Below are 25874 nucleotides of genomic sequence, written 5' to 3' on the forward strand. Positions count from 1 at the left end.
TCCGCGAAATGAAGGCCATCCTGGTCGTGGCTTTGCGCGAGCATCTGGATCAGGGGCGCTTCGCCGAGCTTGTTGTCTGGCGGGTGCCGAAGCCGGTGCTGGGCTCCTCTCATCCGTACAAGTACCGGCTGGCCTACGTGAACAACGACGAGTGCGTTCTGCGCTATGACAACGAAGCAGGAAAAGGGGACCACAAGCACGTCGGCGGACGGGAGGTACCCTATACCTTCACCACCATTGAAACCCTTCTGGGAGATTTCTGGGCTGACGTCGGAAGAAGCCGCTGAGGCTCTGGGCACGGTGACCTTCGGCGTGTCCTCGCCGGAGAAGGCGGACGAGCGGGTGAAGGCGGCCTTCCGCGGCGAGCCGCAGGGCGCGCGCATCGATTTTCCCAGCGTCGAAAGCCTTTTTTCGGTCATGACCTCGGCCCGCTGGGAGCTGGTGCGGCGGATGGCCGGGGCAGGCGCGCTCACGGTGGAGGAACTGGCGCGCCGCCTGGAGCGCGATCCGGACGAGGTGTATGCCGATGTGCGCGATCTCCTGAGTTGCGGCGTTCTGTTCAGTACCGAGGACCGGCGGATCATCTTCCCGTTCAGGAGCGTGCACATCGACGTTACCCTCGAGGCCGCCGCTTGAGAGATTTGGGGCCGGCGCACGGTCAGAAGTCCGTCGGCGCGCCGCCCTCGCGCTTGCGGCGCTCGACGAAGGCGCGGAGCTCCTCTTCGACGGCCGGGTCGAGGGGCGGGGGCTCGAACTCGGCGAGGATCTGCTTCCAGATCCGGTTGGCGCGTTCGGGCGTCTGCTGCGCGCCGGAGGCTGACCAGCTTTCGTAATTGCGCCAGTCGGACAGGAACGGCGCGTAGAAGGCCGCCTCGTAGCGCGCCTGGGTGTGCGTCGCGCCGAAGAAGTGGCCGCGCGGGCCGACCTCGGCGATCGCCTCGATGGCGACGTCGGCATCCGTGCAGGGCACGGGCTCCATGTAGTGCATGATCTGCTGCAGCATCTCGCAATCCATCACGAACTTCTCGTAGGAGGCGATCAGGCCACCCTCGAGCCAGCCGGCGGCATGATAGACGACGTTCGCCTTGGCGCTGACGCAGGCCCAGAGCGAGAAGGCGCTCTCCCAGGCCGCCTGCGCGTCCGGCGCATTGGCCGCGTTGGCGTTCGAGGCGCGGAGCGGCAGCTTGTAGAAGCGCGCGAGCTGCCCGGAGATCTGCGTCGCGCGCATATATTCCGGGGTGCCGAAGGCCGGCGCGCCCGACTTCATGTCGACATTCGAGGTGAACGAGCCGTAGGCGACCGGCACGCCCGGCCGGATGCACTGGAGGAGCGCGATCGCCGCGAGGGCCTCGGCCGTCTGCTGCGCGAGCGCGCCGGCGAGCGTGACCGGCGCCATCGCGCCGGCAAGGGTGAAGGGCGTCACGATGACCGGCTGGCCGCGGCGGGCGAGGCGCATCGCGCCGTCGAGCATCGGCCAGTCGTGCTTCAGGGGGGAGGACGAGTTGATGTTCGTGTACATGCGCGGGCGCGCCTCGAATTCCGCATGGCTGAGCCCGCCGGCGATGCGGACCATCTCCATCGCGTCCTCCACCCGCTCCGGCCCGAGCGAATAGGCGTGCACCACCTTGTCCGTGAGCGTGAGCTTGTCATAGAGCGCATCGAGGTGGCGGACCGAAGGGTGGATGTCCGTCGGTTCGACCGGATAGCCGCCGGCGAGGTGGACGCAGTTGAAATATTGCGTGAGCTTCAGGAGGTCCTGAAAGGCGGCCCGGTCGCCGGGGCGGCGTCCGCGGTCGAGGTCCATCGCGTTCGGCGGGCTGGAGACATTGACGAAGAGCATCGCGTCGCCGCCGACCGCGACCTCCCGCGCCGGGTTGCGCGGCGTTATCGTGAAGCTCTCCGGCGCCTTCGCCACCTGCTCCATGACGAAGCCGCGGTCCATCCGAACCCGCGCGCTTTCCCGGTCGACGTCGCAGCCTGCCTCCGCCAGCACGCGGAGCGCCTCCTCGTTGAGGAACAGGATGCCGATCTCCTCCAGGATCCGCATCGCGCCGTCATGGATGCGATGGAGCGCCTCCGCATCGATCGGCTCGGTCGGCCGGTCGCGGTTCTGCGGGATTCGCCACGGGAGCTGCCGGATGGCCGAGCCTGCGAGGCGCCGGGCGTTGCCGGCGCGGCCGCCCGATCTTCGCCCGGGCATGCGGATGTCGGAGGATGACACGCTTCTCGCCCCGCTCGTTCCGCCGATCCGCGTCCGAATAATCCCGCCGCGCCGACCGGGCCGCCTCGATTTCCCGTAGCAGAGGCCCTGAACAAATGCGCGACCGATCCCGCAGCGACATGGACTTGCGTAATGGCGATGTGATGCTCCGCCGGGAAGGCCTGGTTCCGGAAAAGATGATCAAGCGGGGTTGCGCGGCTCCGCTGGCGGCATGTTACCTTGCGCAAAAGGGATACGGCCGAGGGAGACAGCGCGATGTCCGACAACTGGGAAGCCGTCAGAATTCATCCCAAGGTGGGCGAGGCGCGTGACCTGATGGAGCGCGGACGGATGAGCCGCCGCGACTTCATCCGCGTGGCGGCGCTGCTCGGCGTCGGCGCCGGGGCCGCCTATGCGATGGCCGGCCTGCCCGCCCCCGCGCATGCGCAGGGCAGTTCCGCGCTGCCCTTCGTGCCGGACGATCCGAGCGCGAAGCGCGGCGGGATCCTGCGGGTCGCGATGCAGGTCCAGAAGATGGAGGATCCGGCGACCTATTCCTGGACCCAGATGTCCAACCAGAGCCGCCACATCATCGAGTACATGACGCTGACCGACCCGGACAACGTCACGCATCCGATGCTGGCCGAGAGCTGGGAGGCGTCCGACGACCTCAAGACCTGGACCTTCCATCTGCGCCAAAGCGTGAAATGGCACAACGGCGACGATTTCAACGCCGACGACGTGATCTTCAACTTCACGCGCTGGATGGACCCGGCGGTCGCCTCCTCGAACGCCGGCCTCTCCACCTTCGCCGCGATGACCGAGGAGGTCGATACCGGCGAGAAGAACGACGACGGCACGCCGAAGAAGAGCTCGCGGATGATCGAGGGGTCGATCGAGCGGGTCGACGACCACACCGTCACGCTGCATCTGACGAAGCCGGTGCTGTCGGTGCCGGAGGATCTCTACAATTATCCGACGGCGATCGTGCATCGCAGCTTCAAGCCGCCCTTCGACCAGAATCCGATCGGGACGGGGCCGTTCACCCTCGCCGAGTTCGCCGTCTCCGACCGCTGCATCCTGAAGAAGCCGGAGAACGTCGAGTACTGGGGCGGCGACGTCTATCTCGACGAGATCCACTACCTCCATTACGATTCGGACAACCAGCTGACGGCGCTCGCCTCCGGGCAGGCCGACGCGCTCTACGAGTTCGGCGTCGAGCAGATGCCGCTCGCCCAGTCCCTGACCGATGCCGAGGTGATCCCGATCCGCACCGCGCAGACGCTCGCCTGCAAGATGCGGGTCGACATGGCGCCCTTCGACGACAAGAAGGTGCGGCAGGCGATCGCCAAGTCGCTCGACAATGCCCGCATCAAGGAGCTCGTCTTTCCGGAAGGCGGCGATGTCGGCCAGAACTTCCACGTCGCGCCCGTCCATCCGGAATATTTCCCGCTGCCGGCGCTCGCGCGGGACGTGGAGGGCGCCAAGGCGCTCCTCGCCGAGGCCGGTAAGGAGGACCTCGAGGTCAGCATCGACATCGGCAACACCGACGGGCCGTGGCACCAGGCGGTTGCGGAGGCGATGCGGGACCAGGCGCGGGAGGCCGGCATCCGCATCAATGTCAACGTGATGCCGCAGGCGAAATACTGGGAGATCTGGACGGAGACCCCGTTCGGCGGCACGGCCTGGACGCACCGGCCGCTCGGCACGATGGTGCTGTCGCTCGCCTATCGCACCGGGGTGGCGTGGAACGAGACGCGCTACTCGAACCCCGAGTTCGAGGCCGCGCTCGACGCCGCCGAGGCGACGCTCGACGTGGAGAAGCGCAAGGCGCTCATGGAGAAGGTCGAGCGGATCCTGCAGGACGATGTCCCGGTCATCCTGCCGATCTGGCGCCCGGTCTACACCGCCGCCTCGAAGAAGGTGCACAACTACCCGCCGCATCCGACGCTCTACCACCAGTTCAACAAGGTCTGGATCGAGAGCTGAGGGGCGCCGGCATGTGCGCGGCGCTCCGGGGCGTGGGCGCTGCGGACGCCTGCGCGGTTCCTGCCGGACGGCGCGCGGTCCGCGCCGCCCGCGACCGGGGGCGCGACGCCGCATGCTCAAGCTGATCCTGCGCCGCCTCGCACAGATGATGCTGATCATGGTGGCCGTGTCGCTGATCCTTTTCGGCGTCTTCGACAGCCCGAAGTTCAAGCGGCAGCTCGCGGTCAACGAACTCGGCGGGTTCGCGGTGCAGACCCTCTCGCCGGCCGACTACCAGGCCTGGCTCGAGCGGAAGGGGCTGAACGTTCCGTTCGCCGAGCGCTACTGGAAATGGCTGACGGGCATCGCGCGCGGCGATTTCGGGCGCTCGTTCCAGAAGAGCGCCGATGTCGGGCCGCTGCTCGGCCGGGCTCTCCTCAACACCGGCAAGCTCGCCCTCTGCGTGTTCGTGATCATGATCCCGCTCGCGCTCGTGACCGGCGTGATGGCGGGCATCCGCGAGGGCTCCTTCCAGGACCGCTCGATCTCCTTTCTGGCCGTCCTGTTCACCTCGATCCCGGAGATCGCGACGGCGATCTTCCTGACGGTCATATTCGCACTCTGGCTCGGCTGGTTTCCGGCGAAGTCGCGCGGGGACGGGCTCGAATTTCTCGTCCTGCCGGCGCTCACCCTGGTGCTCTACGATTTCGGCTATGTGGCGCGGCTGACGCGGGCCTCCGTCGCCGAGGTGATGCAGTCGCAATACGTTCGCACAGCCATCCTCAAGGGGCTGCCCTATCGCCGCGTGGTGATCCGGCACGTGCTGAGGAACGCGCTGATCGCGCCCTTCACGGTCATCGTCCTCCAGCTCAACTGGATCCTCTCCGGCGTCGTGGTGGTGGAGGTGTTCTTCCAGTACAACGGCTTCGGGAAGCTCCTTCTCGATGCCGCGCTCTTCGGCGACCTCTATGTCGTCCAGGCGGCGACGCTCGCCGCCGTGCTCGTGGCCGTGCTGTCGCAGCTCATCTCCGACATCGGCTACGTCCTCCTCAATCCGCGCATCCGGTTCGGGTAGCCGGGCATGAGCGCCATCGCCGAACCGCTGCCGTCACCGCCGGTCCCGGTGCTTGCGCGCCTCGCCAGGCCGCGGTTCGCGCTCGCCCTGCTGCTCCTGATCTGGGTGCCGCTCGTCGCCTATGTCATGTTCGGCCGCGAGCTCGGGCCCTACAGGTCCTACGTCCTCATCCCGGCCATCCCCGCCGCGCTGCTGCTCTATGCCGTCGCGGCGCGCACATGGCGCGAATCGACCATTGCCGTCGCCGGGCTCACGCTGGTCTTCTTCTGGATCCTGCTCGCCGTTTCCGCGCCCTACCTGCCGCTCCTCGACCCCAACAAGCCGGTCGCCCCGTTCGTGACGCCGTTCACCGAGCGGAACGGCATCTTCTTCTGGCTCGGCACCGACATGCGGGGGCGGGACTTGCTCGCCCGCACGATCTGGGGCTGCCAGCGGGTCCTCGTCTGGGGCATCACGGCAACCGCGGCCGCCTACCTGGTCGGGACCATGCTCGGGCTCATCGCCGGCTATCGCGGCGGCTGGCGCGACGAGGTCGTCTCCTTCGTCGGCAACGTGCTCCTCTCCTTCCCGGTGATGGTGCTCTTCATCCTGATTCTGAACTATCTCGGGCAGAGCGGCTTCAACATCGTGATCGCCGTCACCTTCTCGTCGGCGCCAGCGATCATGCGGATCGTCCGCGGCCTCGCCCTCGACGTGAAGTCGCGCGACTACATCCATGCGGCCCAGGTGCGCGGCGAGCGGCCGCTCAGGATCATGCTGGTCGAATTGCTGCCGAACGTGCGCGGCCCGCTCATCGTCGATGCCTGCCTCCGGCTCGGCTACACCACGGTCGCCATCACCACCTTGACCTTTCTCGGCCTCGGCCTGCAGCCGCCGGACCCCGACTGGGGCCTCATGATCAAGGAGGCGTCGACCACGGCGCTCGTCTTCAAGTTCTCCTATATGCTCGTGGTTCCAGCGCTTTCGGTCTCGAGCCTCATCCTCGGCTTCAACCTGATGGCGGACGGGTTGCGCGAGATGAGCCTGAGGGATTGACATGGACCAGGCCCTAGATCGCCCGCACCCGTCCGCCGAGAGCGGCCCCATCGTCCCCGTCCTGGAATGCAGGAACCTCTCGGTTTCCTACTACACGCGGGCGGGCGAGGTGCCCGCCGTGACGGACTTCAACCTGAGGCTCATGCCCGGAGAAGCCCACGGCCTGGTGGGCGAATCGGGCTGCGGAAAGTCCACGGTCGCGCTCGCGATCATGCAATATCTCGGCGGCAACGGGCGCATCGTCGGCGGCGAGATCCTGTTCGACGGCCGCGATCTCGCGAAGATGAAGGCCGAGGACCTCCGGCGCATCCGCGGCGCCGAGATCGCCATGGTCTACCAGGAGCCGATGGCGTCGCTGAACCCGTCGATGACGGTCGGTGCCCAGCTCGCCGAGGTGCTCCTCTACCATGACAGGCTGTCGCGTCCGACCGCGCTCGAGCGGGCGCGGGCGATGCTGGAAAGCGTGCGGGTGCCCGATCCCGACCGCATCATGGCGGCCTATCCCCATCAGATCTCGGGCGGGCAGCAGCAGCGCGTGGTGATCGCCATGGCGCTCCTCTCCAACCCCAAGCTTCTCGTCCTGGACGAGCCGACGACCGCGCTCGACGTCACGATCGAAGCCGGCATCGTGGAGCTCATCAGGGAGATCGGCGCGGCGCACGGCACCTCCATCATCTACATCTCGCACAATCTCGGGCTGATCCTGGAGACCTGCGACTGGGTGACCGTCATGTATGCCGGCGAGGCGGTCGAGGTCGGGCCGGTCGGCGAGCTCTTCGACGCGATCCGCCATCCCTATACGCGCGGCCTCTTCGCCTCGATTCCGCTGCCGAGCGCCGACAAGATCAGCCGTCCGCTCGTTCCCATCCCGGGCCAGCTGCCGCTGCCCTACGACCGGCCGCGCGGGTGCAATTTCGGGCCGCGCTGCGAGTTCTTCATCGCCGGCTCCTGCGACAGCGGTCCGATCCCGATGCTGCCGGTCTGGAACGCGGAGCACAGGCGGTCGCGCTGCATCAGGATCGACGAGATCGACTGGGAGAGGCCTCCGGCGCCCCCGGCCTTGCAGGCGGCCCCGCCGCCCGGCGACATCCTCCTCAAGGTGGAGGACCTCTCCAAGCACTACGAGCTGGAGGGTGGCTTCCTCGCCGGCGGCGGGCGCACCGTGAAGGCGAACGAGAGCCTGACCTTCGACGCGCGCGAGGCCGAGACGGTCGCGATCGTCGGCGAATCCGGCTGCGGGAAATCGACCTTCGCGAAGGTCCTGACGGGCCTCGAGACCGCGACCGACGGCTCGATCCGCCTCGGCGATGTCGAGCTCGGCGCCGTGCCGATCGAGAAGCGCGACGCGCGGACGGTCGCCGCCCTGCAGATGGTGTTCCAGAACCCGTTCGACACGCTCAATCCGAGCCACAGCGTCGGCTCGCAGATCGCCCGCGTCATCCGCAAGTTCGGCGTGGAGCGGGACGAGGCGAAGGTCCGCCAGCGCGTCGATGCGCTCCTCGACATGGTGAAGCTGCCGCGCGCCTTCGCCCGGCGGAAGCCGCGCCAGCTCTCCGGCGGCCAGAAGCAGCGGGTCGGGATTGCCCGCGCCTTCGCCGGCAACCCCAGGATGGTGATCGCCGACGAGCCGGTCTCCGCGCTCGACGTCTCCGTCCAGGCGGCCGTGACCGAGCTCCTGATGGACATCCAGCGCGAGCACCGGACGACGCTCATCTTCATCAGCCACGACCTCTCGATCGTGCGCTACCTCGCCGACCGGATCCTGGTCATGTATCTCGGCCGGATCATGGAGCAGGGGCGCACGGAGGAGATCTTCGCGCCGCCCTACCACCCCTATACCGAGGCGCTGCTCTCGGCCGTTCCCGTCGCCGACACCCGGATCGAGAAGCGGAAGGTGGTGCTGTCGGGCGACCTGCCGTCCCCTTCCGACCCGCCGGCGGGATGCCCGTTCTCCACCCGCTGTCCCTATGCCATTCCGGGGACGTGCGACGTGGTTCCGCCGCCGGTCTTCGAGCCCTCGCCGGGCCACCGGATTCTCTGCCATCTTGCGCCCGAAACGCTGATGGCGATGAAGCCGGTCATGTCGGAACGGGAGCCGGAGACAAGGGCGGCCTCCGGATCCTCCTAGAGAAGCCGGGAGGCGCGAATGGCTTTCGAGGGGATCGGATACGGACCCCGGATCGAATCCGGGGCGGGTGCGGCCGGGCGGATCGGCACGCTTCTCGAAGGGGAGCGCGGAGCTTGCCGCGTGCTTCTCGTCGGCGACCGCGCGCTCGCCGAACTGGGGCTGGTCGCGCCGGTCCTGTCGGCGCTCGAGCAAGCCGGCCATGCGGTGGTCCTCTTCATCGAGATCGCCGGCGAGCCGGCCGAGACGGTGGTGGAGGCTGCGCGCCGCCTCGGTCGCGCCGAGGGCTGCGACGCCGTGGTCTGTCTCGGCGGCGGCTCGGCGCTCGATGCGGGCAAGCTCGCGGCCGCGCTCCTGGGGAGCGAACGGCCCGTATCCGCCTTCCGCCTCGCGGCCGAGCCCCTTCCGGAGCGGACGGTCCCGCTCGTCTGCGTGCCGACCACGGCGGGCACGGGCTCGGAGATGACGGGAATCTCCGTCGTCTCGGACGGCCGCAAGGTGAAGTTCTGGTACTGGGGCGCGCCGCTTCAGGCGGATTGCGCCGTGCTCGATCCGGATCTGACGGTCGGCCTGCCGCCGGCGGTCACCGCGACCACCGGCATGGATGCGCTGGTCCATGCGATCGAGGCCGCGACCAACCGCCATGCCGGCGGCGAGGGCGACGTCGCGGCCTATCGCGCGATCCGGCTCGCCAGCGCCAATCTGCGCAATGCGGTCCGCGAGCCGCGGAACATCGCCGCCCGGACGGCGATGCTGGAGGCGGCGGGGCTCGGCGGCCTCGCCATCCAGAAGGCCGGCACCGCGCTCGCGCACAATATCGGCCATGCGCTCGGCAGCATCTCGGCGGTCCCGCACGGGCTCGCCGTGGCGGCCGCGATGGCGGCCACCATCGATTGGGTCGTCGCGGGCAACCGGCCGGCCTTCGCAAGCGTCGCCGAGGCGATGGGCGAGGGCCGCGATCCGGACCGGGTGCCCGCCGCCTTCCGCGGGATCTGCGAGGATATCGGAATCCCGGAGATGGCGCGGCGCGCGCTCGCCGGCCTGTCGGCCGCGGAGCTCGCCGCCCACATGGCCGCGCCGGAGAACGCGACGATGCGGAAGTCGACCGCCCGGCCCGTCACGGACGCCGACCTCCTTTCCCTCGCCGAGGCGACGCTCGCCTATGGCGGCGGCACGGCGGCCGCGGGATGAGGATCGCCCGTATCGCGGTGACCCGCCACCGCCTGCCGCTCGACCCGCCGTTCCGGCCGAGCTGGGATTTCAGGCCGCGCCGCCATTTCGACGCGACCATCGTGCGCGTCGCGACCGACGAGGGGCTCGAAGGCGTCGGCTCCGGCGACGACATGCTGGGCTTCGAGGCGCATGCGCATCTCTTCCTCGGCGAGGACCCCCTGCGGGTTGAGCGCCACGCCCGCATCCTCGCGAACATTCAGTTTCACTACGGCCGCTGCTGGCCGCTCGACCTCGCGCTCTGGGACCTCGCCGGCAAGATCGCCGGCCAGCCGGTCTGGAAGCTCCTCGGCGGCCGGGCCGACCGCCTCAGCCTCTACGCCTCGTCCGCCACGCTGCGCGATTCCGGCGCCATGGCCGAGGCGGCCGAGCGCTATCTGGCCGCCGGGTTCCGGGCGCTGAAGCTGCGCTTCCACCGCGCCGACTGGCGCGAGGACATAGGCGCGCTCGAAGCCGTCCGCGCCCGCCTCGGCGACCGCATGACGCTCATGGTCGATTGCAACCAGGGCTGGCGCATGGCGCATGACGACGCCCGGCCGTGGGGCTTCAAGGACGCGCTCGCCGTCGCCCGCGAGCTCGAGCGCCTCGGCGTCTACTGGATGGAGGAGCCGCTCCATCGCGCCGACCGGACGGGCATGCGCACGCTCAGGGAGGCGACGGACGTGCGGATCGCGGGCGGCGAGATGAACCGCGAGCTCCACGAGTTCCGCGACCTCGTCGAGGCGCGCGCGCTCGACGTGCTCCAGCCGGACGCCGCGCTCGTCGGCGGCATCACGGGCCTGCGCCGCGTCGCGGCGATGGCGGAGGAGGCGGGGCTCCTCTTCACGCCGCATACCTGGACCAACGGGATCGGGCTCGCCGCCAACCTCCATCTCGCCGCCGGCATCGCCGATCCGCCTTTCGTGGAATTTCCGCTGGACCTGCCGGAATGGGGGCCCGAGCGGCGGGACTTCATGCTCGCCGAGCCGATCCGCGCCGACGGCGCGGGCACCATCGTTCTCTCCGACGCGCCGGGGCTCGGCATCCGGCTCGACGAGGAACGCCTCGCGGCCACGCGGATCGGCTGAGACCGCCTCCGGCCGCGCCGGCCGGCCTGTCCTCCAGGCACTGCCGGCTCCCGACGACCCGACCCGCTCTCCCCCGGATCTCGCACTGCACCCGCAGGCGGGCGCCGGAGGGTTGACGGCCACCGGAGCTGCACGTAGGCGCCCATGTCGACGGCGCGATCCGGGCGATACCCGGCACCTCGATCCGGATGCGGGCGGACATCTCGACGACGCTCTTCCTCACGGCGCCGGAGGACTATGACGGCGGCGAGCTGGTGGTCGACGACGTCTACGGCAGCCATGCCGCCAAGCTCGCCGCCGGCGACATGATCGTCTACCCGGCGACGAGCCTCCACCACGTCACCCCGATCACGCGGGGGAGCCGGTGGTCCTCCTTCTTCTGGACGCAGTCCATGGTGAAGGACGACGGCAGGCGGACGCTGCTCTACGACCTCGACATGGCGATCATCCGCACCCGGCAGTCGCTGCCCGACGACCATCCCGGCGTGCTCGGCCTGACGGCGACCGACCACAACCTCCTGAGGCACTGGGCGGAGATCTAGCCGCTGCGCCTCGAAGGGGCGCCTCGGAAGGAGGCGGCGCCCCCTCAGAAGAAGGCCTGGATGCCCGTCTGCGCGCGGCCGAGGATCAGCGCGTGGATGTCGTGCGTGCCCTCGTAGGTGTTGACCGTCTCCAGGTTGGCGAGGTGCCGCATGACGTGGAACTCCTCCGAGATGCCGTTGCCGCCGTGCATGTCGCGGGCGAGGCGGGCGATCTCGAGCGCCTTGCCGCAATTGTTCCGCTTGATGAGGCTGATCGCCTCGGGCGCGGCCGCGCCTTCGTCGAAAAGGCGTCCGACGCGGAGTGCGGCCTGCAGGCCGAGCGCGATCTCGGTCTGCATGTCGGCGAGCTTCTTCTGGACGAGCTGGTTGGCTGCCAGCGGCCGGCCGAACTGGTGGCGGGCGAGCGTGTAGTCGCGCGCGGCCTGCCAGCAGAACTCGGCGGCGCCCATCGCGCCCCAGGCGATGCCGTAGCGGGCGCGGTTGAGGCAGCCGAACGGGCCGGCCAGACCTTCGGCGCCGGGAAGCAGGTTCTCCTCCGGCACGACGACGCCGTCCATCACCACTTCGCCGGTGATGGAGGCGCGGAGCGACAGCTTGCCCTCGATCTTCGGCGCCGAGAGGCCGGCCATCCCCTTCTCCAGAATGAAGCCGCGGATCGCGCCGTCATGCGCGGCGGACTTGGCCCAGACGACGAAGACGTCGGCGACCGGCGCGTTCGAGATCCAGGTCTTCGCGCCGCTGAGGCGGTAGCCGTCGGCGACCTTCTCCGCGCGCGTCCTCATGCCGCCGGGATCCGAGCCGTGATCGGGTTCGGTCAGGCCGAAGCAGCCGATCCACTCGCCCGTGGCGAGCTTCGGCAGGTATCTCCGGCGCTGCGCCTCGCTGCCATAGGCGTGGATCGGGTGCATCACGAGCGAGGACTGGACGCTCATCGCCGAGCGGTAGCCGGAATCGACCCGCTCGACCTCGCGCGCGACGAGGCCGTAGACGACGTAGCTCGCCTCCGCCCCGCCATAGGCGGCCGGAATGGTCGGGCCCAGGAAGCCGAGCGCGCCCATCTCGTTCATGATCTCGCGGTCGAAGCGCTCCTCGCGATAGGCCGAGACGACGCGGGGCAGGAGCCGGTCCTGCGCATAGACGCGGGCGGCCTCCATGATGAGCCGCTCCTCCTCGCTGAGCTGTTCGGAGAGGAGGAGCGGGTCGTCCCAGCGGAACTCCGCGCGCGCCGTCCTCGGGGTCATCTTCTTGATCTCGGCCATGTCTTCCTCGCTGGCGGCATATGCTCTGCATAGTACCGCAGCCGGGGGGCGGGCAACGCTCGCCGCGGGCTCAGACGTGCAGGAAGCGGTCCTTCAGGTCGGGGGCGGCGAGGAGGGCGGCGCTGTCTCCGCTCCAGACCACCTCGCCCTTCTCGATGATGACGTGGCGGTCGGCGAAGCGGGCGAGGTGGTCGACGTTCTTGTCGACGATGAGGATGGCCTGGCCGTCGGCCTTGAGGAGCGCCAGCCGCTGCCAGATCTCGCGCCGGACGAGCGGCGCGAGGCCCTCCGTGGCCTCGTCGAGGATCAGCAGGCGCGGGTTCCTCATGAGCGCGCGTCCGATCGCGAGCATCTGCTGCTCGCCCCCCGAAAGCTGGCTCCCGAGGTTGCGCCGCCGCTCCCTCAGCCGCGGAAAGAACTCGTAGACGCGGGCAAGGGACCAGCGCTCTCCTCCGCTTCCGTGGCGCGCGGCGGTGGCGACGAGGTTCTCCTCGACGGTGAGCGTGGGGAAGACCTGGCGGCCCTCCGGCACGAGCCCCAGCCCCGCCTGCGCGATCCGGTGGGGCGGGGCGCCCTGGAACGGCCTGCCGGCGATCCGCACGCTGCCGCCGGTGGGCGGCACGAGGCCCATGACGGCGCCGATCGTCGTCGTCTTGCCCATGCCGTTCCGCCCGAGAAGGGTCACGGCCTCGCCCTCGGAGACGGCGAAGGAGATGCCGAACAGCACCTGGCTTCCGCCGTAACCGGCGCGGAGGTCCTCCACCGCAAGGATCGGCGCGCTCATTCGCCCTCGCCGAGATAGGCTTCGCGGACGACCGGGTCGGCCCGGATCTCGGCCGGGCTGCCCGTCGCGACGACGCGGCCGTAGACGAGCACGGAAATCCGGTCGGCGAGCGCGAAGACCGCCTCCATGTCGTGCTCGACGAGGAGGATCGCCCGGCTGCCGCGGAGGCGCTGCAGCATGCGGGTGAGCGCGGTGCTCTCCTCGCGCCCGGTCCCGGCCATCGGCTCGTCGAGAAGGAGGAGCTTCGGCTCCTGCACGAGCGCGATCGCGAGCTCGAGCGCCCGCCGCTCGCCGTGCGAAAGCGCGTCCGCGCGGATCCCGCCCCGGGCGGCGAGGCCGACTCCGGCCAGCGCTTCGGCGGCGCGGCCGTTCAGAGCCTCGTCCCGGGCGGCCGGGCGGAAGAAGCGGAAGCTCGATCCGGCGCGCGCCTGGGCGGCGAGCGCCACGTTCTCAAGCGCCGTGAAATCCGGCAGCACGTTGGTGATCTGGAACGAGCGCGCCAGGCCGCGGCGGGCGCGCGCATGCACCGGCAGCCGGGTCACGTCCTCGCCGGCGAAGAGGATGCGGCCGGCATCCGGCCGGACCTGGCCCGCGATCTCGCCGATCAGCGTGGTCTTGCCGGCGCCGTTCGGACCGATCAGCGCATGGATCTCGCCCGGACGCACGTCGAGCGTGACGGCGTCGGTGACGCGGAGCGCTCCGTAGCTCTTCTCGAGCCGCTCGAGGCGTAACAGCGCCTCAGCCATCGCGCGGCCGCACGGGAAGGAGCGAGAGCAGCCCGCCGCGGGCATGGAGCACGACGAGCACCAGGAACGGCCCGAACAGGAGCCGCCAGTGCTCGGTCAAGTGCGAGAGCGCCTCCTCGAGCCCGAGATAGACGATCGCGCCGAGGATGGCGCCGTGGAACGAGCCCATGCCGCCGAGGATCACCATGACGATCAGCTCGCCCGAGCGGTGCCAGGACATGTAGGCCGGGCTCACGAATTCCGTGTGGTTGGCGAGGAGCGCGCCGGCGAGCCCGGCGAACCCGCCCGCGATCGCATAGGCGGCGAGCTGGTAGGCGAACGGGTCGAGCCCGAGCGCGGCGACCCGGCCGGGGCTCTGGCGGGCGGCCTGCAGCACCCGGCCGAAACGGGAGGCGACGATCGCGCGGGCGAGGAGATAGCAGGCGGCGAGACAGCCGAGGACGACGAAATAGAAGGCGCGGTCGTCCTCGAGGGGCGTGCCTCCCAGGAATTCGGTCCGGCCCCAGATGGTGAGCCCGTCATCGCCGCCATAGGCGGAGAGGCTGATCGCCGTGAAGAAGGCCATCTGCCCGAAGGCGAGCGTGATCATGATGAAATAGACGCCGCGGGTCCTGAGCGAGACCGCGCCCGTGGCGAGCGCGAAGAGCGCCGCGGCGGCGATCGCGAGCGGGAAGACGGCGAGGCCTTCCGTCAGCCCTTCCTCCGCGGCGATCCCGACCGCATAGGCGCCGATGCCGAGAAAGGCGGCGTGGCCGAAGCTGACGAGGCCGCCATAGCCGAGGATGAGGTCGAGGCTCATCGCGGCGAGCGCCAGGATCATCACGCGCGTCGCGAAGGAGACGAGGAAGGTCTGGCCGAGCGCGTCCGCCGCCGCGGGGAGGGCGGCGAAGGCGGCGAACAGCAAGACGGGGACGAGCAGGCGTCCGAGCGCCCGCGCCCGCGTGCCTGCGGGAGCCGGAAGCGCGGGAGCTTCCGGCGGCCGGTCCTCCGCCGCCCGGGCGGTCACGCCGTTTTGGCTCCGAACAGCCCGCTCGGCGCGAAGAAGAGGACGCCCGCCATCAGGATGTAGATGAGCATCGAGGCGAGCGCGGGTCCGGCCTCGTTGGCGGCTGCCGGCGCCAGGAAGAGCTTGAAGATGTCGGTGGCGAACGAGCGGCCGAGCGTGTCGACGAGGCCGACCGCGAGCGCGCCGACGAAGGCGCCGCGGATCGAGCCGATGCCGCCGATCACGATCACGACGAAGGCGAGCACGAGAAGGTCGTCGCCCATCGACGAGCCGACGGAAAGGATCGGCGCCGCCATCAGCCCGGCGAAGCCGGCGAGCATCGCGCCGAAGCCGACGACGCCGGCGAAGAGGCGGTCGACATCGATCCCGAGCGCGGAAAGCATGCGCGGGTTCGAGGCGCCAGCGCGCACCAGCATGCCGGCGCGGCTCCAGCGCACCAGCACGTAGAGGAGCGCGGCGACGACCAGCCCGGCGGCGAGGATGGCGAGCCGGTAGACCGGATAGAGCAGGCCGTCCATGAGGAGAATCGAGCCGGAGAGCGCCTCCGGGACCGGCAGCGTGCGCGGCGTCGCGCCCCACACCGTGCGGGCGAGCTCGTTCAGGAAGATGATGATGCCGAAGGTTCCGAGCACCTGGTCGAGATGCGAGCGGCGATAGAGCCGCCGGAAGACCAGCCGCTCAAGAAGGAGGCCGAGCGCGAGCGAGCCGAGCACGGCGAAGGCGAGCGCGGCGAGGAAGTTCGACGTGAGCGCATAGCCCGCCACGGCGAAATAGGCGCCCATCATGTACTGCACGCCGTGGGCGAGATTGATGAAGTCCATCACGCCGAAGACGAGCGTCAGTCCGGCGGCGACCAGGAAGAGCAGCACGCCGAGCTGCAGCCCGTTCAGCGTCTGCACCGCGGCGAGGGTGAGGCTCATGCCGGATTGGGTCTCCGGGGGCAATGCGATCCGGCCCGGCGGGCGGGCCGGATCCTCGCGTGGTTGATCGGCCGCCTATTTCATCTTGCAGTCGGCGGCGTAGACGTCGCCGTAATCGTCGAAGACCTTCTCGACGATCTTGACGTCGAACTTGCCGTCGTCCCGCTTCGCCGCCTCGACCAGGTAGAAATCCTGGATCGGGAAATGGTTGGTGTTCATCTTGAAGTCGCCGCGCACGGAGGGGAAGTCGGCCGCCTCCATGCCCTTCCGGATCGCCGCCTTGTCGGCGAGGTCGCCGTTCGCGGCCTTGACCCCGGCGCCGATCAGCTGGGCGGCGTCGTAGCCCTGCGCCGCATAGAGCGAGGGCACGTAGCCGTATTCCTTCTCGAAGTCGGCGACGAAGGTCCGGTTCGCGTCGTTCTCCAGGCCCGTCGTCCATTCGGAGGAGGAGAAGAGCCCGAGTGCGGTCTCCTTCATCGCCGGCAGCGTGGTGCCGTCGACCGTGAAGGCGGAGAGGAAGGGCGTCGAATCAGCAAGCCCCGCCTGGCGGTACTGCTTCACGAGGTTGATGCCCATGCCGCCCGGCATGAAGGTGAAGACCGCGTCGGGCTTGGCGGCCGCGATCCGCGCCATCTCGGCCGAGAAGTCGAGCTGTCCGAGCTGGGTGTAGACCTCGTCCACCACCTCGCCCTTGAAATGGCGCTTGAAGCCCGCGAGCGAATCCTTGCCGGCCTGATAGTTCGGCGCGATCAGGAACATCCGCTTGTAGCCCTTGTCCTGGGCGTACTTGCCCATGACCTCGTGCATCTGGTCGTTCTGGTAGGATGCCGAGAAGAAGAAGGGGTTGCAGCCCTTGCCCGCGAGCACCGAGGGGCCGGCATTGCCGCTCACCAGGAACACCTCGCTCTCGGTCACGGGACGCGCCACCGCGGCCATGACGTTGGAGAAGACGACGCCGGCGATGACCTGGACCTTGTCGCGTTCGATGAGGGCCTTCGCCTTCTCCACGCCGACATCCGGCTTCAGCTCGTCGTCGACGGTGATCACCTCCGTCTCGACGCCGCCGAGCTTGCCGTCGGCATGCTTGACGGCGAGGAGAAAGCCGTCCCGCATGTGCTCGCCGAGCGCGGCGGAAGGGCCGGACAGCGTCGACATCAGCCCGATCCTGAGCTTCTCCTGCGCGCTCGCGCCCGACAGCCCCGCCGCGAGCGCCGCGGCGGCGGCCGCCGCCAGAAGCGTTCTCCTCATCGTCTTCTCCCTCGGCGGAGCAGGCCCGCCTTCCCCAATGATCGGGCGACACTAGCGGGAGTAGGCCGCAACCGGCAATGGGCAGCCGTCGCGGGAGCGGACGCCTTCGGCCCGCCCCGGGCGGTGCGTCGGCGCGGATTCGATCGGAAGGCGGCCCGGCTATGCCGCGGCCGAAAGCCGGGCGCGCTCGGCCGCGCCCCGGATCTCGCCGATATTGGCGGCGTAGCTCTCCCGGGTTCCGCCGCGGAACACGGCGGAGCCGGCGACGAGCACGTTCGCGCCGGCCGATGCCACCAGCGCGGCGGTCTCCGCGGTGACGCCGCCATCGACCTCGAGCTCGATCGGCCGCGCCCCGATCATCTTGCGCACGCGCCTGATCTTCTCCGTCACGGCCGGGATGAAGGCCTGGCCGCCGAAGCCCGGATTGACCGTCATGAGGAGGATCAGGTCGAGCCGGTCGAGCACGTATTCGATGGCGGATTCCGGCGTCCCGGGGTTGAGCGAGACGCCCGCCTTCTTGCCGAGGCCCCGGATCGCCTGGAGCGAGCGGTCGAGATGCGGGCTCGCCTCGGCGTGGACGGTGATGATGTCGGCGCCGGCCGACGCGAAGGCCTCGAGATAGGGATCGGCCGGTTCGATCATCAGGTGGACGTCGAAGATCTTGCGCGAGGCGCCGCGCACCGCCCGGATTACGGGCGGACCGAACGTGATGTTCGGCACGAAGTGCCCGTCCATCACGTCGAGATGGATCCAGTCCGCCCCGGCCGCGTCGACCGCACGCACCTCGTCGCCGAGGCGGGCGAAGTCCGCCGAGAGGATCGAGGGTGCGATGATGATCGGTGATGCCATGCCGAATGCCCGGTCCGTCTCTGCGCCGCCCGCCGGCGCCCCGGCTCATATAGCGCCGGTCGGCGGCCGTTGCAGCAGGCGCCGGGGCGGAATCGGGCGAAGCGCGAAGGGGCAGGCCGGAGGTACCGGGCGGGCGGCAGGCAATCGCGCGCCGCCCGGCCGGGTCGCGCTGGATATCGGCCTCGGAAACGTCATTACTAGTCGGGTAGAAGTCGAGATCCGGGCGGGTGGCCACGCGCCTGCCGGCGGGAATTGGACTGAAGCGGATGCTCCGGGCGCGGCAAGGCGCGGTCCGGGCGAGAGAGCGGCGAGGGTCGGCCTTCCGGCCGCACAGGGGATTGCGACGGACATGGATGCATTTGCGACCGAGATCGAGACGACGCCATACGAGGACCAGAGGCCGGGGACCTCGGGCCTGCGCAAGAAGGTGCCGGTCTTCCGGCAGCCGAACTACCTGGAGAACTTCGTCCAGTCGCTGTTCGACGTCGTGCCGCCCGCGCCCGGGGCCGTTCTCGTGATCGGCGGAGACGGGCGCTATCACAATCGGACGGCGATCCAGACCATCATCCGGATGGCGGCGGCGAACGGCTTCTCCCGTCTTCTGGTCGGCCGCGGCGGCATCCTTTCGACGCCGGCCGTCTCCGCGCTGATCCGCCGCCGTGGCGCCTGCGGCGGAGTGGTGCTGTCGGCAAGCCACAATCCGGGCGGCCCCGACGGCGATTTCGGCATCAAGTACAATGTCGAGAACGGCGGGCCGGCGCCCTCCGAGGTCACCGACAAGGTCTACGACCGGACCCGCGAGATCCGGCGGTACAGCATCGCTCCCGGCCCCGATCTCGACCTCGACCGCGAGGGCGAGACGCGGATCGGGGATACCGTCGTCGAGATCGTCGATCCGGTCGCCGATTATGCCGCGCTGATGCAGGAGATCTTCGATTTCGATGCGATCGCGCGCCTGATCGGGGGCGGGTTCCGGATCACCTTCGACGCGATGCACGCGGTCACGGGCCCCTATGCGCGGACGATCTTCGAAGGGATGCTCGGCGCGCCGGCCGGCACGGTGCGCAATTCCGAGCCGCTCCCCGATTTCGGCGGCCACCACCCGGACCCGAACCTCGTCCATGCTGAGGAGCTCGTGCGCACGATGTACGGCGCCGACGCGCCGGATTTCGGCGCCGCTTCCGACGGCGACGGCGACCGCAACATGATCATGGGCCGCCGCTTCTTCGTGAATCCGAGCGACAGCCTCGCCCTTCTCGCCGCCAACGCCCATCTCGTGCCGGCCTACGGCGCGGGGCTGAAGGGGGTAGCGCGGTCGCTTCCCACGAGCCGCGCGGTCGACGTCGTGGCCGAGCGCCTCGGCATCCGCGCCTACGAAACGCCGACCGGCTGGAAGTATTTCGGCAACCTGCTCGATGCCGGGCTCATCACGCTCTGCGGCGAAGAAAGCTTCGGAACCGGGTCGAACCACATCCGCGAGAAGGACGGTCTCTGGGCGGTGCTCTTCTGGCTCAACATCCTCGCCGCGCGCGGCGAGAGCGTCGAGACGATCGTGAAGGACCACTGGTCGACCTACGGCCGGCACTTCTTCATGCGGCACGATTACGAGGAGGTCGATGCGCAGAAGGCGGCCGAACTGATGGCGGGCCTGCGCGAGCGGCTGGCCGCGCTGCCCGGCAGCTCCGTCGCCGGCGAGGTCATCGAGACCGCCGACGAGTTCGAGTACCGGGACCCGGTCGACGGCAGCGTCGCGCGCCAGCAGGGCATCCGCGTAACGACGCGCGGCGGCGGGCGGATCGTCTACAGGCTCTCCGGCACCGGCACGTCCGGCGCGACGCTGCGCATGTATCTCGAGCGGCTCGAGCGCGATCCCGCGAAGCACGACGAGGAGACCGCCGCGGCCCTTGCCGGCATGGCGGAGGCTGGCCGGGCGATCGGCGACGTGGAGCGCGTCCTCGGCGTGGCCGGCCCGACCACCATCACCTGATTCGCGCCGCGGCCGGCCGGCGGCCGGGGAGGGCGCCCGCTTCTCGGCTCGACGGTTCCATCTCGCAGGTGAGCCGGCGCGGAGCCGCCGTTCCGCCCGCCTTCGGCCGGCAACGCCGCCAAGGATCCATGATCTCGCCGCCGTGCGGCAAGGTTAAAGACCATGGTTAAGTGCTTCTTAAGCACTTCCTCGCATATTTCGTGGCGTAACGGCGAAGTTGCCGAACGCAATCGGGCGCGCCGCGAACATGCAAGAGGACGACATGCTGAGATTCACCAGGATCGCGCTCGCCGCCTGCGCGTCGGCCGCCGCGATGTCGGCGGCGATGGCGGCCGACATGCCGGTCTACGTGCCGGAGGTGACGCCGATGCCCGTCCCGGAAGTGCCGGTCGCCGTGAGCGGCTGGTACCTGCGCGGCGACATCGGCTACAAGATCTACCAGGATCCCAATCCCAAGTTCAACGATCCGCTGACCGGCCCGATCGGCTTCTCGAACAACAGCATCGAGGATACCGGCATGGTCGGCGCCGGCATCGGCTACAAGTTCAACAACTTCCTGCGCGCCGACATCACGGCGGATTACGAGTGGCCGGCGAAGTTCAAGGGCAATTCCGACTGCGCCTGCGAGTTGGCGACGGAATACGCCGACATCTCCGCCTTCACCACGATGGTGAACGCCTATATCGACCTCGGCTATTATGCCGGCTTCTCGCCCTATGTCGGCGCGGGCATCGGCGCGTCCTACGTCACGGCCGATAACGGCTACGGGACCGTGCAGAAGGACGGCTCCATCACCCGCTACGATTATTCCGGGTCGTCCTCGAAGTGGAATTTCGCCTGGGCGCTGATGGCGGGCGTCGGCTACGAGTTCTCGCCGAATCTGGCGCTCGATGTCGGCTACCGCTACCTCAATCTCGGCAGTGCCGAATCGCCGGTTCTCCAGGGCCTGACGAGCCGCATCAAGTACGAGGATCTGTCCGCGCACGAGATCCGGGTGGGCCTGCGCTACACGATCTACTGACCACGCTGTCCGAGCAGGGCGGATGCGGCGGGCCAAGGCCCGCCGTTCTCTTTTGTCGCGGGCCCCGCGCCAGCGGCCGCCTCCTTTTCTGTTGCGGCCCGAACCGTTTCGTCCTATCGCCGCCGACGGGACACCCCTCCCCACCGAGGGGCGCCTATCTGAAAGGGTAGCGACATGGCGAATATTGAAAGACCGGCCGCCCGGCCGGCGAATCCGTGCTTTTCCACAGGGCCCACGGCGAAGCGGCCCGGCTGGTCTCCCGCAGTCCTCGCGAACGCCCTGGTCGGCCGTTCGCACCGCTCCAAAGAGGGCAAGGCGCGCCTGAAGCAGGCGATCGAGGAGACCCGCACCCTGCTCGGCGTGCCGGCCGGCTATCGCATCGGCATCGTTCCCGCCTCCGATACCGGCGCCGTCGAGATGGCGCTCTGGTCGCTGCTCGGCGCCCGCGGCGTGGACGTGCTCGCCTGGGAGAGCTTCGGCCGCGACTGGGTCACCGACGTCGTGAAGCAGCTCAAGCTCGCGGATGTCCGCGTGCTCGAGGCAGGCTACGGCGAGCTTCCCGATCTCGGCGCGGTCGATTTCGCGCGTGACGTGATCTTCACCTGGAACGGCACGACCTCCGGCGTGCGCGTGCCGAACGGCGACTGGATCCCGGCCGACCGGGAAGGCCTCACGATCTGCGACGCGACGAGCGCCGCCTTCGCGATGGACCTTCCCTTCGACAAGCTCGATGTCGTGACCTTCTCCTGGCAGAAGGTGATGGGCGGCGAGGCGCAGCACGGCATGCTGATCCTTTCGCCGCGCGCGGTCGAGCGGCTGCAGTCCTACAATCCGGCCTGGCCGATGCCGAAGATCTTCCGCATGACGAAGGGCGGCAAGCTCAACGAGGGCATCTTCGCGGGCGAGACCATCAACACGCCCTCCATGCTGGTCGTCGAGGACTATCTCGACGCGCTCGCCTGGGCGCGCTCGCTCGGCGGGCTTGAGGCGCTCTTCGGGCGCGCCGACGCCAATGCGAAGGCGATGGCGGATTGGGTCGCCCGGACGCCCTGGGTCGGGTTCCTCCCGCGCGATCCCGCGGTGCGGTCGAACACCTGCGCCTGCCTCGCGATCGTCGATCCCGACATCCTCCGGCTCGACGCCGAGACGCAGGCGGAGGTCGCCAAGGGCATCGTCGCCGTTCTCGAGGCCGAGAAGGTCGCCTACGACATAGCGAGCTATCGCGACGCGCCGGCCGGCCTCCGGATCTGGACGGGGGCCACGGTCGAGACCTCGGATCTCGAGGCGCTGCTGCCCTGGCTCGACTGGGCCTTCGCGACCCAGAAGGCCGAGCTCAAGGCCGCCGCCTGAGCGGCGGCCGAAGCCATCCTCTTCGAAACTTCAGGGCGGGTGCGGCAGGGCCGCGCCTGCCGGCTCGCGAGCACATCATGGCACCCCGCGTTCTGATTTCCGACAGCCTTTCCGAAACCGCCGTCCAGGTCTTCCGCGACCGCGGCATCGAAACCGACTTCCGGCCGAATCTCGGCAAGGACAAGGAGGCCCTCCTCGCCGCGATCGGCGAGTATGACGGCCTCGCCATCCGCTCGGCGACCAAGGTCACCGAGAAGCTGATCCAGGCGGCCGGCAGGCTCCGCGTGGTCGGGCGTGCCGGCATCGGCGTCGACAATGTCGACATCCCGGCCGCCACCGCCAAGGGCATCATCGTGATGAACACGCCCTTCGGCAATTCCATCACCACCGCCGAGCATGCGATCGCCATGCTCCTCGCCTGCGCCCGCCAGATCCCCGCCGCCGACGCCTCGACCCAGGCGGGCAAGTGGGAGAAGAACCGCTTCATGGGCGTCGAGCTCACCTCGAAGACGCTCGGCATCATCGGCTGCGGCAATATCGGCTCGATCGTGGCCGAGCGGGCGCAGGGCCTCGCCATGCGCGTCATCGCCTACGACCCGTTCCTCTCCGACGAGCGCGCGCTCGAGCTCGGCGTGGAGAAGGTGGACCTCGGCGAGCTCTTCCAGCGCGCCGACTTCATCACGCTCCACACGCCGCTCACGGACAAGACGCGCAACATCATCGACGCGAAGGCGATCGCGAAGATGAAGGACGGCGTGCGGATCGTGAACTGCGCCCGCGGCGGGCTGATCGTCGAGGAGGACCTGCGCAAGGCGCTCGACAGCGGCAAGGTGGCCGGCGCCGCGATCGACGTGTTCAGCGAGGAACCGGCGACTGCGAACGTCCTCTTCGGTGCCCCGAACGTCGTCTGCACGCCGCATCTCGGTGCCTCCACGACGGAGGCGCAGGAGAACGTGGCGATCCAGATCGCCGAGCAGATGGCCGACTATCTGACGACCGGCGCCGTCCGGCATGCCATCAACATGCCCTCGATCACGGCCGAGGAGGCCCCGCGGCTGGTGCCGTTCGTCCGCCTCGCCGAGCAGCTCGGCTCGTTCGCGGGCCAGCTCACCGAATCGGGCGCGAAGGCGATCCGGCTCGAATATGAGGGCGCGGTGGCCGACATGAACACGCGCGCGCTCACCGCCGCCGCGCTCGCCGGCTTCCTCACGCCGCAGCTCCAGACCGTCAACATGGTCTCCGCGCCGGCCTATGCGAAGGAGCGCGGCATCAGGGTCGAGGAGACCCGGCGCGAGCAGGCCGGCGCCTACGAGAGCTACATGCGCCTGACCGTCGTCACCGAGCGCCAGGAGCGCTCGGTCGCCGGCACCGTCTTCTCCGACGGCAAGCCCCGCGTCATCCAGATCAAGGGCATCAACATGGAGGCCGAGCTCACCGAGCGGATGCTCTACATCACGAATCGCGACAAGCCGGGCTTCATCGGCCGGCTCGGCACCACGCTCGGCGAGGCCGGGGTCAACATCGCCGGCATGCAACTCGGCCGCGACCACGAAGGCGGCGACGCGATCGCGCTCGTCTCGGTCGACCAGGCGATCGCGCCGGAGATTTTGGAAGCCGTGCAGGCGATTCCGAATGTGATCCAGGCGCGGCCGCTGACATTCTGATCGGTGCTTGGGCTCACCGCCCAAACGCACTATAGAAGGGCACGCTCCGGCTAAGGCCGGAGCGTTTCCGTTTCAACCAGAGGCTCATCATGGCCAACGTGGTGGTCGTCGGCTCGCAATGGGGCGACGAAGGCAAGGGCAAGATCGTGGACTGGCTCTCGGAGCGCGCCGACGTGGTGGTGCGCTTCCAGGGCGGGCACAATGCCGGGCACACGCTCGTCATCGAAGGGACCTCGTACAAGCTGAGCCTGCTTCCCTCCGGCGTCGTCCGTCCCGGCAAGCTCGCCGTCATCGGCAACGGCGTCGTCCTCGATCCGCATGCGCTCGTCGCCGAGATCGAGCGGCTCGCCGCCCAGGGCGTGTCGGTGACGCCCGAGAATCTGCGGATCGCGGACAACGCCACGCTGATTCTCTCGCTCCACCAGCAGCTCGACGCCATGCGCGAGGGCGCCGCCGCCCCCGAGGCCAAGATCGGCACGACCGGCCGCGGCATCGGCCCGGCCTACGAGGACAAGGTCGGACGCCGCGCGATCCGCGTGATGGACCTCGCCGATCTCGCCGCGCTGCCCGCCAAGATCGACCGGCTCCTCGTCCACCACAACGCCATCCGGCGCGGGCTGGAGCAGCCGCTGATCGATCCGGAGGCGATCTATAGCGAGCTCGCGTCGATCGCCGATCGGCTCCTGCCGTTCATGGACACCACCTGGGACCTCCTCGACCGGCGCCGCCGCGACGGCGCGCGGATCCTGTTCGAGGGCGCCCAGGGCGCGCTCCTCGACATCGATCACGGCACCTATCCCTACGTGACCTCGTCGAATACCGTCGCCGGGCAGGCGGCCACGGGCTCTGGCCTCGGGCCTCATGCGCTGTCCTACGTGCTCGGCATCGCCAAGGCCTACACGACCCGGGTGGGGCAGGGGCCGTTCCCGACCGAGCAGACGAACGAGATCGGCGACTTCCTCGGCGAGCGCGGCCGGGAATTCGGCACGGTGACGGGGCGCAAGCGCCGCTGCGGCTGGTTCGACGCGGTCATCGTGCGCCAGATGGTCAAGGTCTCAGGGATCGACGGCATCGCGCTCACGAAGCTCGACGTGCTCGACGGCATGGAGACGCTGCGGATCTGCGTCGGCTACGAGTTCAACGGCAGGCGGATCGACCGGCTGCCGGCGAGCCAGGCCGCGCAGGCCGAACTGGTGCCGGTCTACGAGGACATGGAGGGCTGGCGGGGCTCCACGGCCGGCGCGCGTAGCTGGGCGGACCTCCCGGCCCAGGCGGTGAAATATGTCCGCCACATCGAGGAGCTGATCGAGGCGCCGATCGCGCTCCTCTCCACCAGTCCCGAGCGGGACGACACGATTCTTGTCCGCGACCCGTTTCAGGATTAGTCCCTGAGAGGGGGATCCGGAATCACGACGGAACAGCCATGCCGGACTACACGTCCATCCTCCGACGCTCCCTCGCCGCGCTCCCGGACCAATCTGCGGCGACGCGGCAGCAAGTCTATGCACGCGCGCGCTCGGCCCTCGAGCGCCAGCTCGAAAAGATGGATCCGCCGCTGCCGCCGGAGCAGCGGGAGGCCCAGCTCGCCCGGCTCGAAGGCTCGATCGCGGAAGTAGAGGCGGAAGCCGCCGCCGCCGACCGGGAGATGGCGGCGCTCGAACCGGCGCCCGGAGAGGGTGCTCGGCCGGGCGCACCGGAACGGGAGGCTCCACCCGATGCCGCGCCTCCCGCCGCGGCGGGACGGCCGAGCCCGCCCCCGCCCCCGCCGCAACGAGAGGGCAGGGCGCCCGGCGAGCCG

At 69.4% G+C, this 25874-nt stretch carries 21 protein-coding genes and 2 pseudogenes; 15 read left to right on the forward strand and 8 right to left on the reverse strand.

What is annotated here, in order from left to right:
- Window positions 1-8 precede the first annotated feature (8 nt).
- Window positions 9-287: a toxin-antitoxin system TumE family protein gene (locus E4O86_RS09955; RefSeq protein ID WP_161140385.1), complete on the forward strand. Its 279-nt coding sequence runs from the start codon at window positions 9-11 to the stop codon at window positions 285-287.
- A gap of 13 nt (window positions 288-300) precedes the next feature.
- Window positions 301-636, forward strand: coding sequence for an HVO_A0114 family putative DNA-binding protein (locus tag E4O86_RS09960; protein ID WP_205520814.1), 336 nt, complete (start codon window positions 301-303; stop codon window positions 634-636).
- 22 nt (window positions 637-658) lie between these two features.
- On the opposite strand, the gene E4O86_RS09965 is transcribed toward E4O86_RS09960, so the two are convergent.
- Window positions 659-2200, reverse strand: coding sequence for a trimethylamine methyltransferase family protein (locus E4O86_RS09965; protein ID WP_161140386.1), 1542 nt, complete (start codon window positions 2198-2200; stop codon window positions 659-661).
- A gap of 276 nt (window positions 2201-2476) precedes the next feature.
- Here E4O86_RS09965 and E4O86_RS09970 point away from each other — a divergent pair, with 276 nt between their 5' ends.
- The 7 genes and pseudogenes from E4O86_RS09970 to E4O86_RS10000 all read left to right on the forward strand — a co-directional run.
- Window positions 2477-4189 (forward strand): ABC transporter substrate-binding protein, encoded by a 1713-nt coding sequence (locus E4O86_RS09970; RefSeq protein ID WP_161140387.1) that lies wholly within the window; start codon window positions 2477-2479, stop codon window positions 4187-4189.
- Window positions 4190-4301: 112 nt separating this feature from the next.
- Window positions 4302-5243: an ABC transporter permease gene (locus tag E4O86_RS09975; RefSeq protein ID WP_161140388.1), complete on the forward strand. Its 942-nt coding sequence runs from the start codon at window positions 4302-4304 to the stop codon at window positions 5241-5243.
- A 6-nt stretch (window positions 5244-5249) separates the two neighbouring features.
- Window positions 5250-6278, forward strand: a complete 1029-nt coding sequence (locus tag E4O86_RS09980; RefSeq protein ID WP_205520815.1) for an ABC transporter permease — start codon at window positions 5250-5252, stop codon at window positions 6276-6278.
- A gap of 1 nt (window position 6279) precedes the next feature.
- The gene (locus E4O86_RS09985; RefSeq protein ID WP_161140389.1) at window positions 6280-8406 is read left to right on the forward strand and encodes a dipeptide ABC transporter ATP-binding protein; all 2127 of its coding nucleotides are present in this window, start codon (window positions 6280-6282) and stop codon (window positions 8404-8406) included.
- An 18-nt stretch (window positions 8407-8424) separates the two neighbouring features.
- Window positions 8425-9594 (forward strand): iron-containing alcohol dehydrogenase, encoded by a 1170-nt coding sequence (locus tag E4O86_RS09990; RefSeq protein ID WP_161140390.1) that lies wholly within the window; start codon window positions 8425-8427, stop codon window positions 9592-9594.
- Complete coding sequence (locus tag E4O86_RS09995; RefSeq protein WP_161140391.1) at window positions 9591-10700, forward strand: mandelate racemase/muconate lactonizing enzyme family protein; 1110 nt, start codon at window positions 9591-9593, stop codon at window positions 10698-10700. Before E4O86_RS09990 ends, E4O86_RS09995 begins: the two co-directional genes overlap by 4 nt.
- Window positions 10701-10837: 137 nt before the next feature.
- Window positions 10838-11242: pseudogene (locus tag E4O86_RS10000) on the forward strand (Fe2+-dependent dioxygenase); the annotation flags it as partial.
- A 44-nt stretch (window positions 11243-11286) separates the two neighbouring features.
- Here the strand turns inward: E4O86_RS10000 and E4O86_RS10005 are convergent.
- From E4O86_RS10005 to rpe, 7 genes are all read right to left on the reverse strand, one after another.
- On the reverse strand, window positions 11287-12501 hold the full coding sequence (locus tag E4O86_RS10005) for an acyl-CoA dehydrogenase (protein WP_161140392.1): 1215 nt from the start codon (window positions 12499-12501) through the stop codon (window positions 11287-11289).
- A 70-nt stretch (window positions 12502-12571) separates the two neighbouring features.
- Entirely contained in the window at window positions 12572-13285 is a 714-nt protein-coding gene (locus E4O86_RS10010) for an ABC transporter ATP-binding protein (RefSeq protein ID WP_205520816.1), read from the reverse strand.
- Complete coding sequence (locus tag E4O86_RS10015) at window positions 13282-14031, reverse strand: ABC transporter ATP-binding protein (protein ID WP_161140393.1); 750 nt, start codon at window positions 14029-14031, stop codon at window positions 13282-13284. Before E4O86_RS10015 ends, E4O86_RS10010 begins: the two co-directional genes overlap by 4 nt.
- Entirely contained in the window at window positions 14024-15037 is a 1014-nt protein-coding gene (locus E4O86_RS10020) for an ABC transporter permease subunit (RefSeq protein ID WP_161140394.1), read from the reverse strand. The genes E4O86_RS10015 and E4O86_RS10020 overlap by 8 nt, the downstream gene beginning before the upstream one ends.
- Window positions 15034-15957 carry a branched-chain amino acid ABC transporter permease gene (locus E4O86_RS10025; RefSeq protein WP_161140395.1) on the reverse strand — a complete coding sequence of 308 codons (924 nt, stop codon included), beginning with the start codon at window positions 15955-15957 and terminating at the stop codon, window positions 15034-15036. Before E4O86_RS10025 ends, E4O86_RS10020 begins: the two co-directional genes overlap by 4 nt.
- A 75-nt stretch (window positions 15958-16032) precedes the next feature.
- Window positions 16033-17205: an ABC transporter substrate-binding protein gene (locus E4O86_RS10030; protein ID WP_161140396.1), complete on the reverse strand. Its 1173-nt coding sequence runs from the start codon at window positions 17203-17205 to the stop codon at window positions 16033-16035.
- Between the two features lie 159 nt (window positions 17206-17364).
- On the reverse strand, window positions 17365-18054 hold the full coding sequence (gene rpe / locus E4O86_RS10035; RefSeq protein ID WP_161140397.1) for a ribulose-phosphate 3-epimerase: 690 nt from the start codon (window positions 18052-18054) through the stop codon (window positions 17365-17367).
- Window positions 18055-18403: 349 nt separating this feature from the next.
- Here rpe and E4O86_RS10040 point away from each other — a divergent pair, with 349 nt between their 5' ends.
- The 6 genes and pseudogenes from E4O86_RS10040 to E4O86_RS23190 all read left to right on the forward strand — a co-directional run.
- Window positions 18404-20041: an alpha-D-glucose phosphate-specific phosphoglucomutase gene (locus E4O86_RS10040; RefSeq protein ID WP_161140398.1), complete on the forward strand. Its 1638-nt coding sequence runs from the start codon at window positions 18404-18406 to the stop codon at window positions 20039-20041.
- Window positions 20042-20303: 262 nt separating this feature from the next.
- Entirely contained in the window at window positions 20304-21062 is a 759-nt protein-coding gene (locus E4O86_RS10045) for an outer membrane protein (protein ID WP_161140399.1), read from the forward strand.
- 174 nt (window positions 21063-21236) lie between these two features.
- On the forward strand, window positions 21237-22412 hold the full coding sequence (locus E4O86_RS10050) for a phosphoserine transaminase (RefSeq protein WP_161140400.1): 1176 nt from the start codon (window positions 21237-21239) through the stop codon (window positions 22410-22412).
- A 77-nt stretch (window positions 22413-22489) separates the two neighbouring features.
- On the forward strand, window positions 22490-24076 hold the full coding sequence (gene serA, locus E4O86_RS10055) for a phosphoglycerate dehydrogenase (protein WP_161140401.1): 1587 nt from the start codon (window positions 22490-22492) through the stop codon (window positions 24074-24076).
- A gap of 89 nt (window positions 24077-24165) precedes the next feature.
- The gene (locus E4O86_RS10060; RefSeq protein ID WP_161140402.1) at window positions 24166-25461 is read left to right on the forward strand and encodes an adenylosuccinate synthase; all 1296 of its coding nucleotides are present in this window, start codon (window positions 24166-24168) and stop codon (window positions 25459-25461) included.
- A gap of 38 nt (window positions 25462-25499) precedes the next feature.
- Window positions 25500-25874, forward strand: a pseudogene (locus E4O86_RS23190) (hypothetical protein); the annotation flags it as partial.

This window comes from Propylenella binzhouense, assembly GCF_009866965.1.
Lineage (GTDB): Bacteria > Pseudomonadota > Alphaproteobacteria > Rhizobiales > Afifellaceae > Propylenella > Propylenella binzhouense.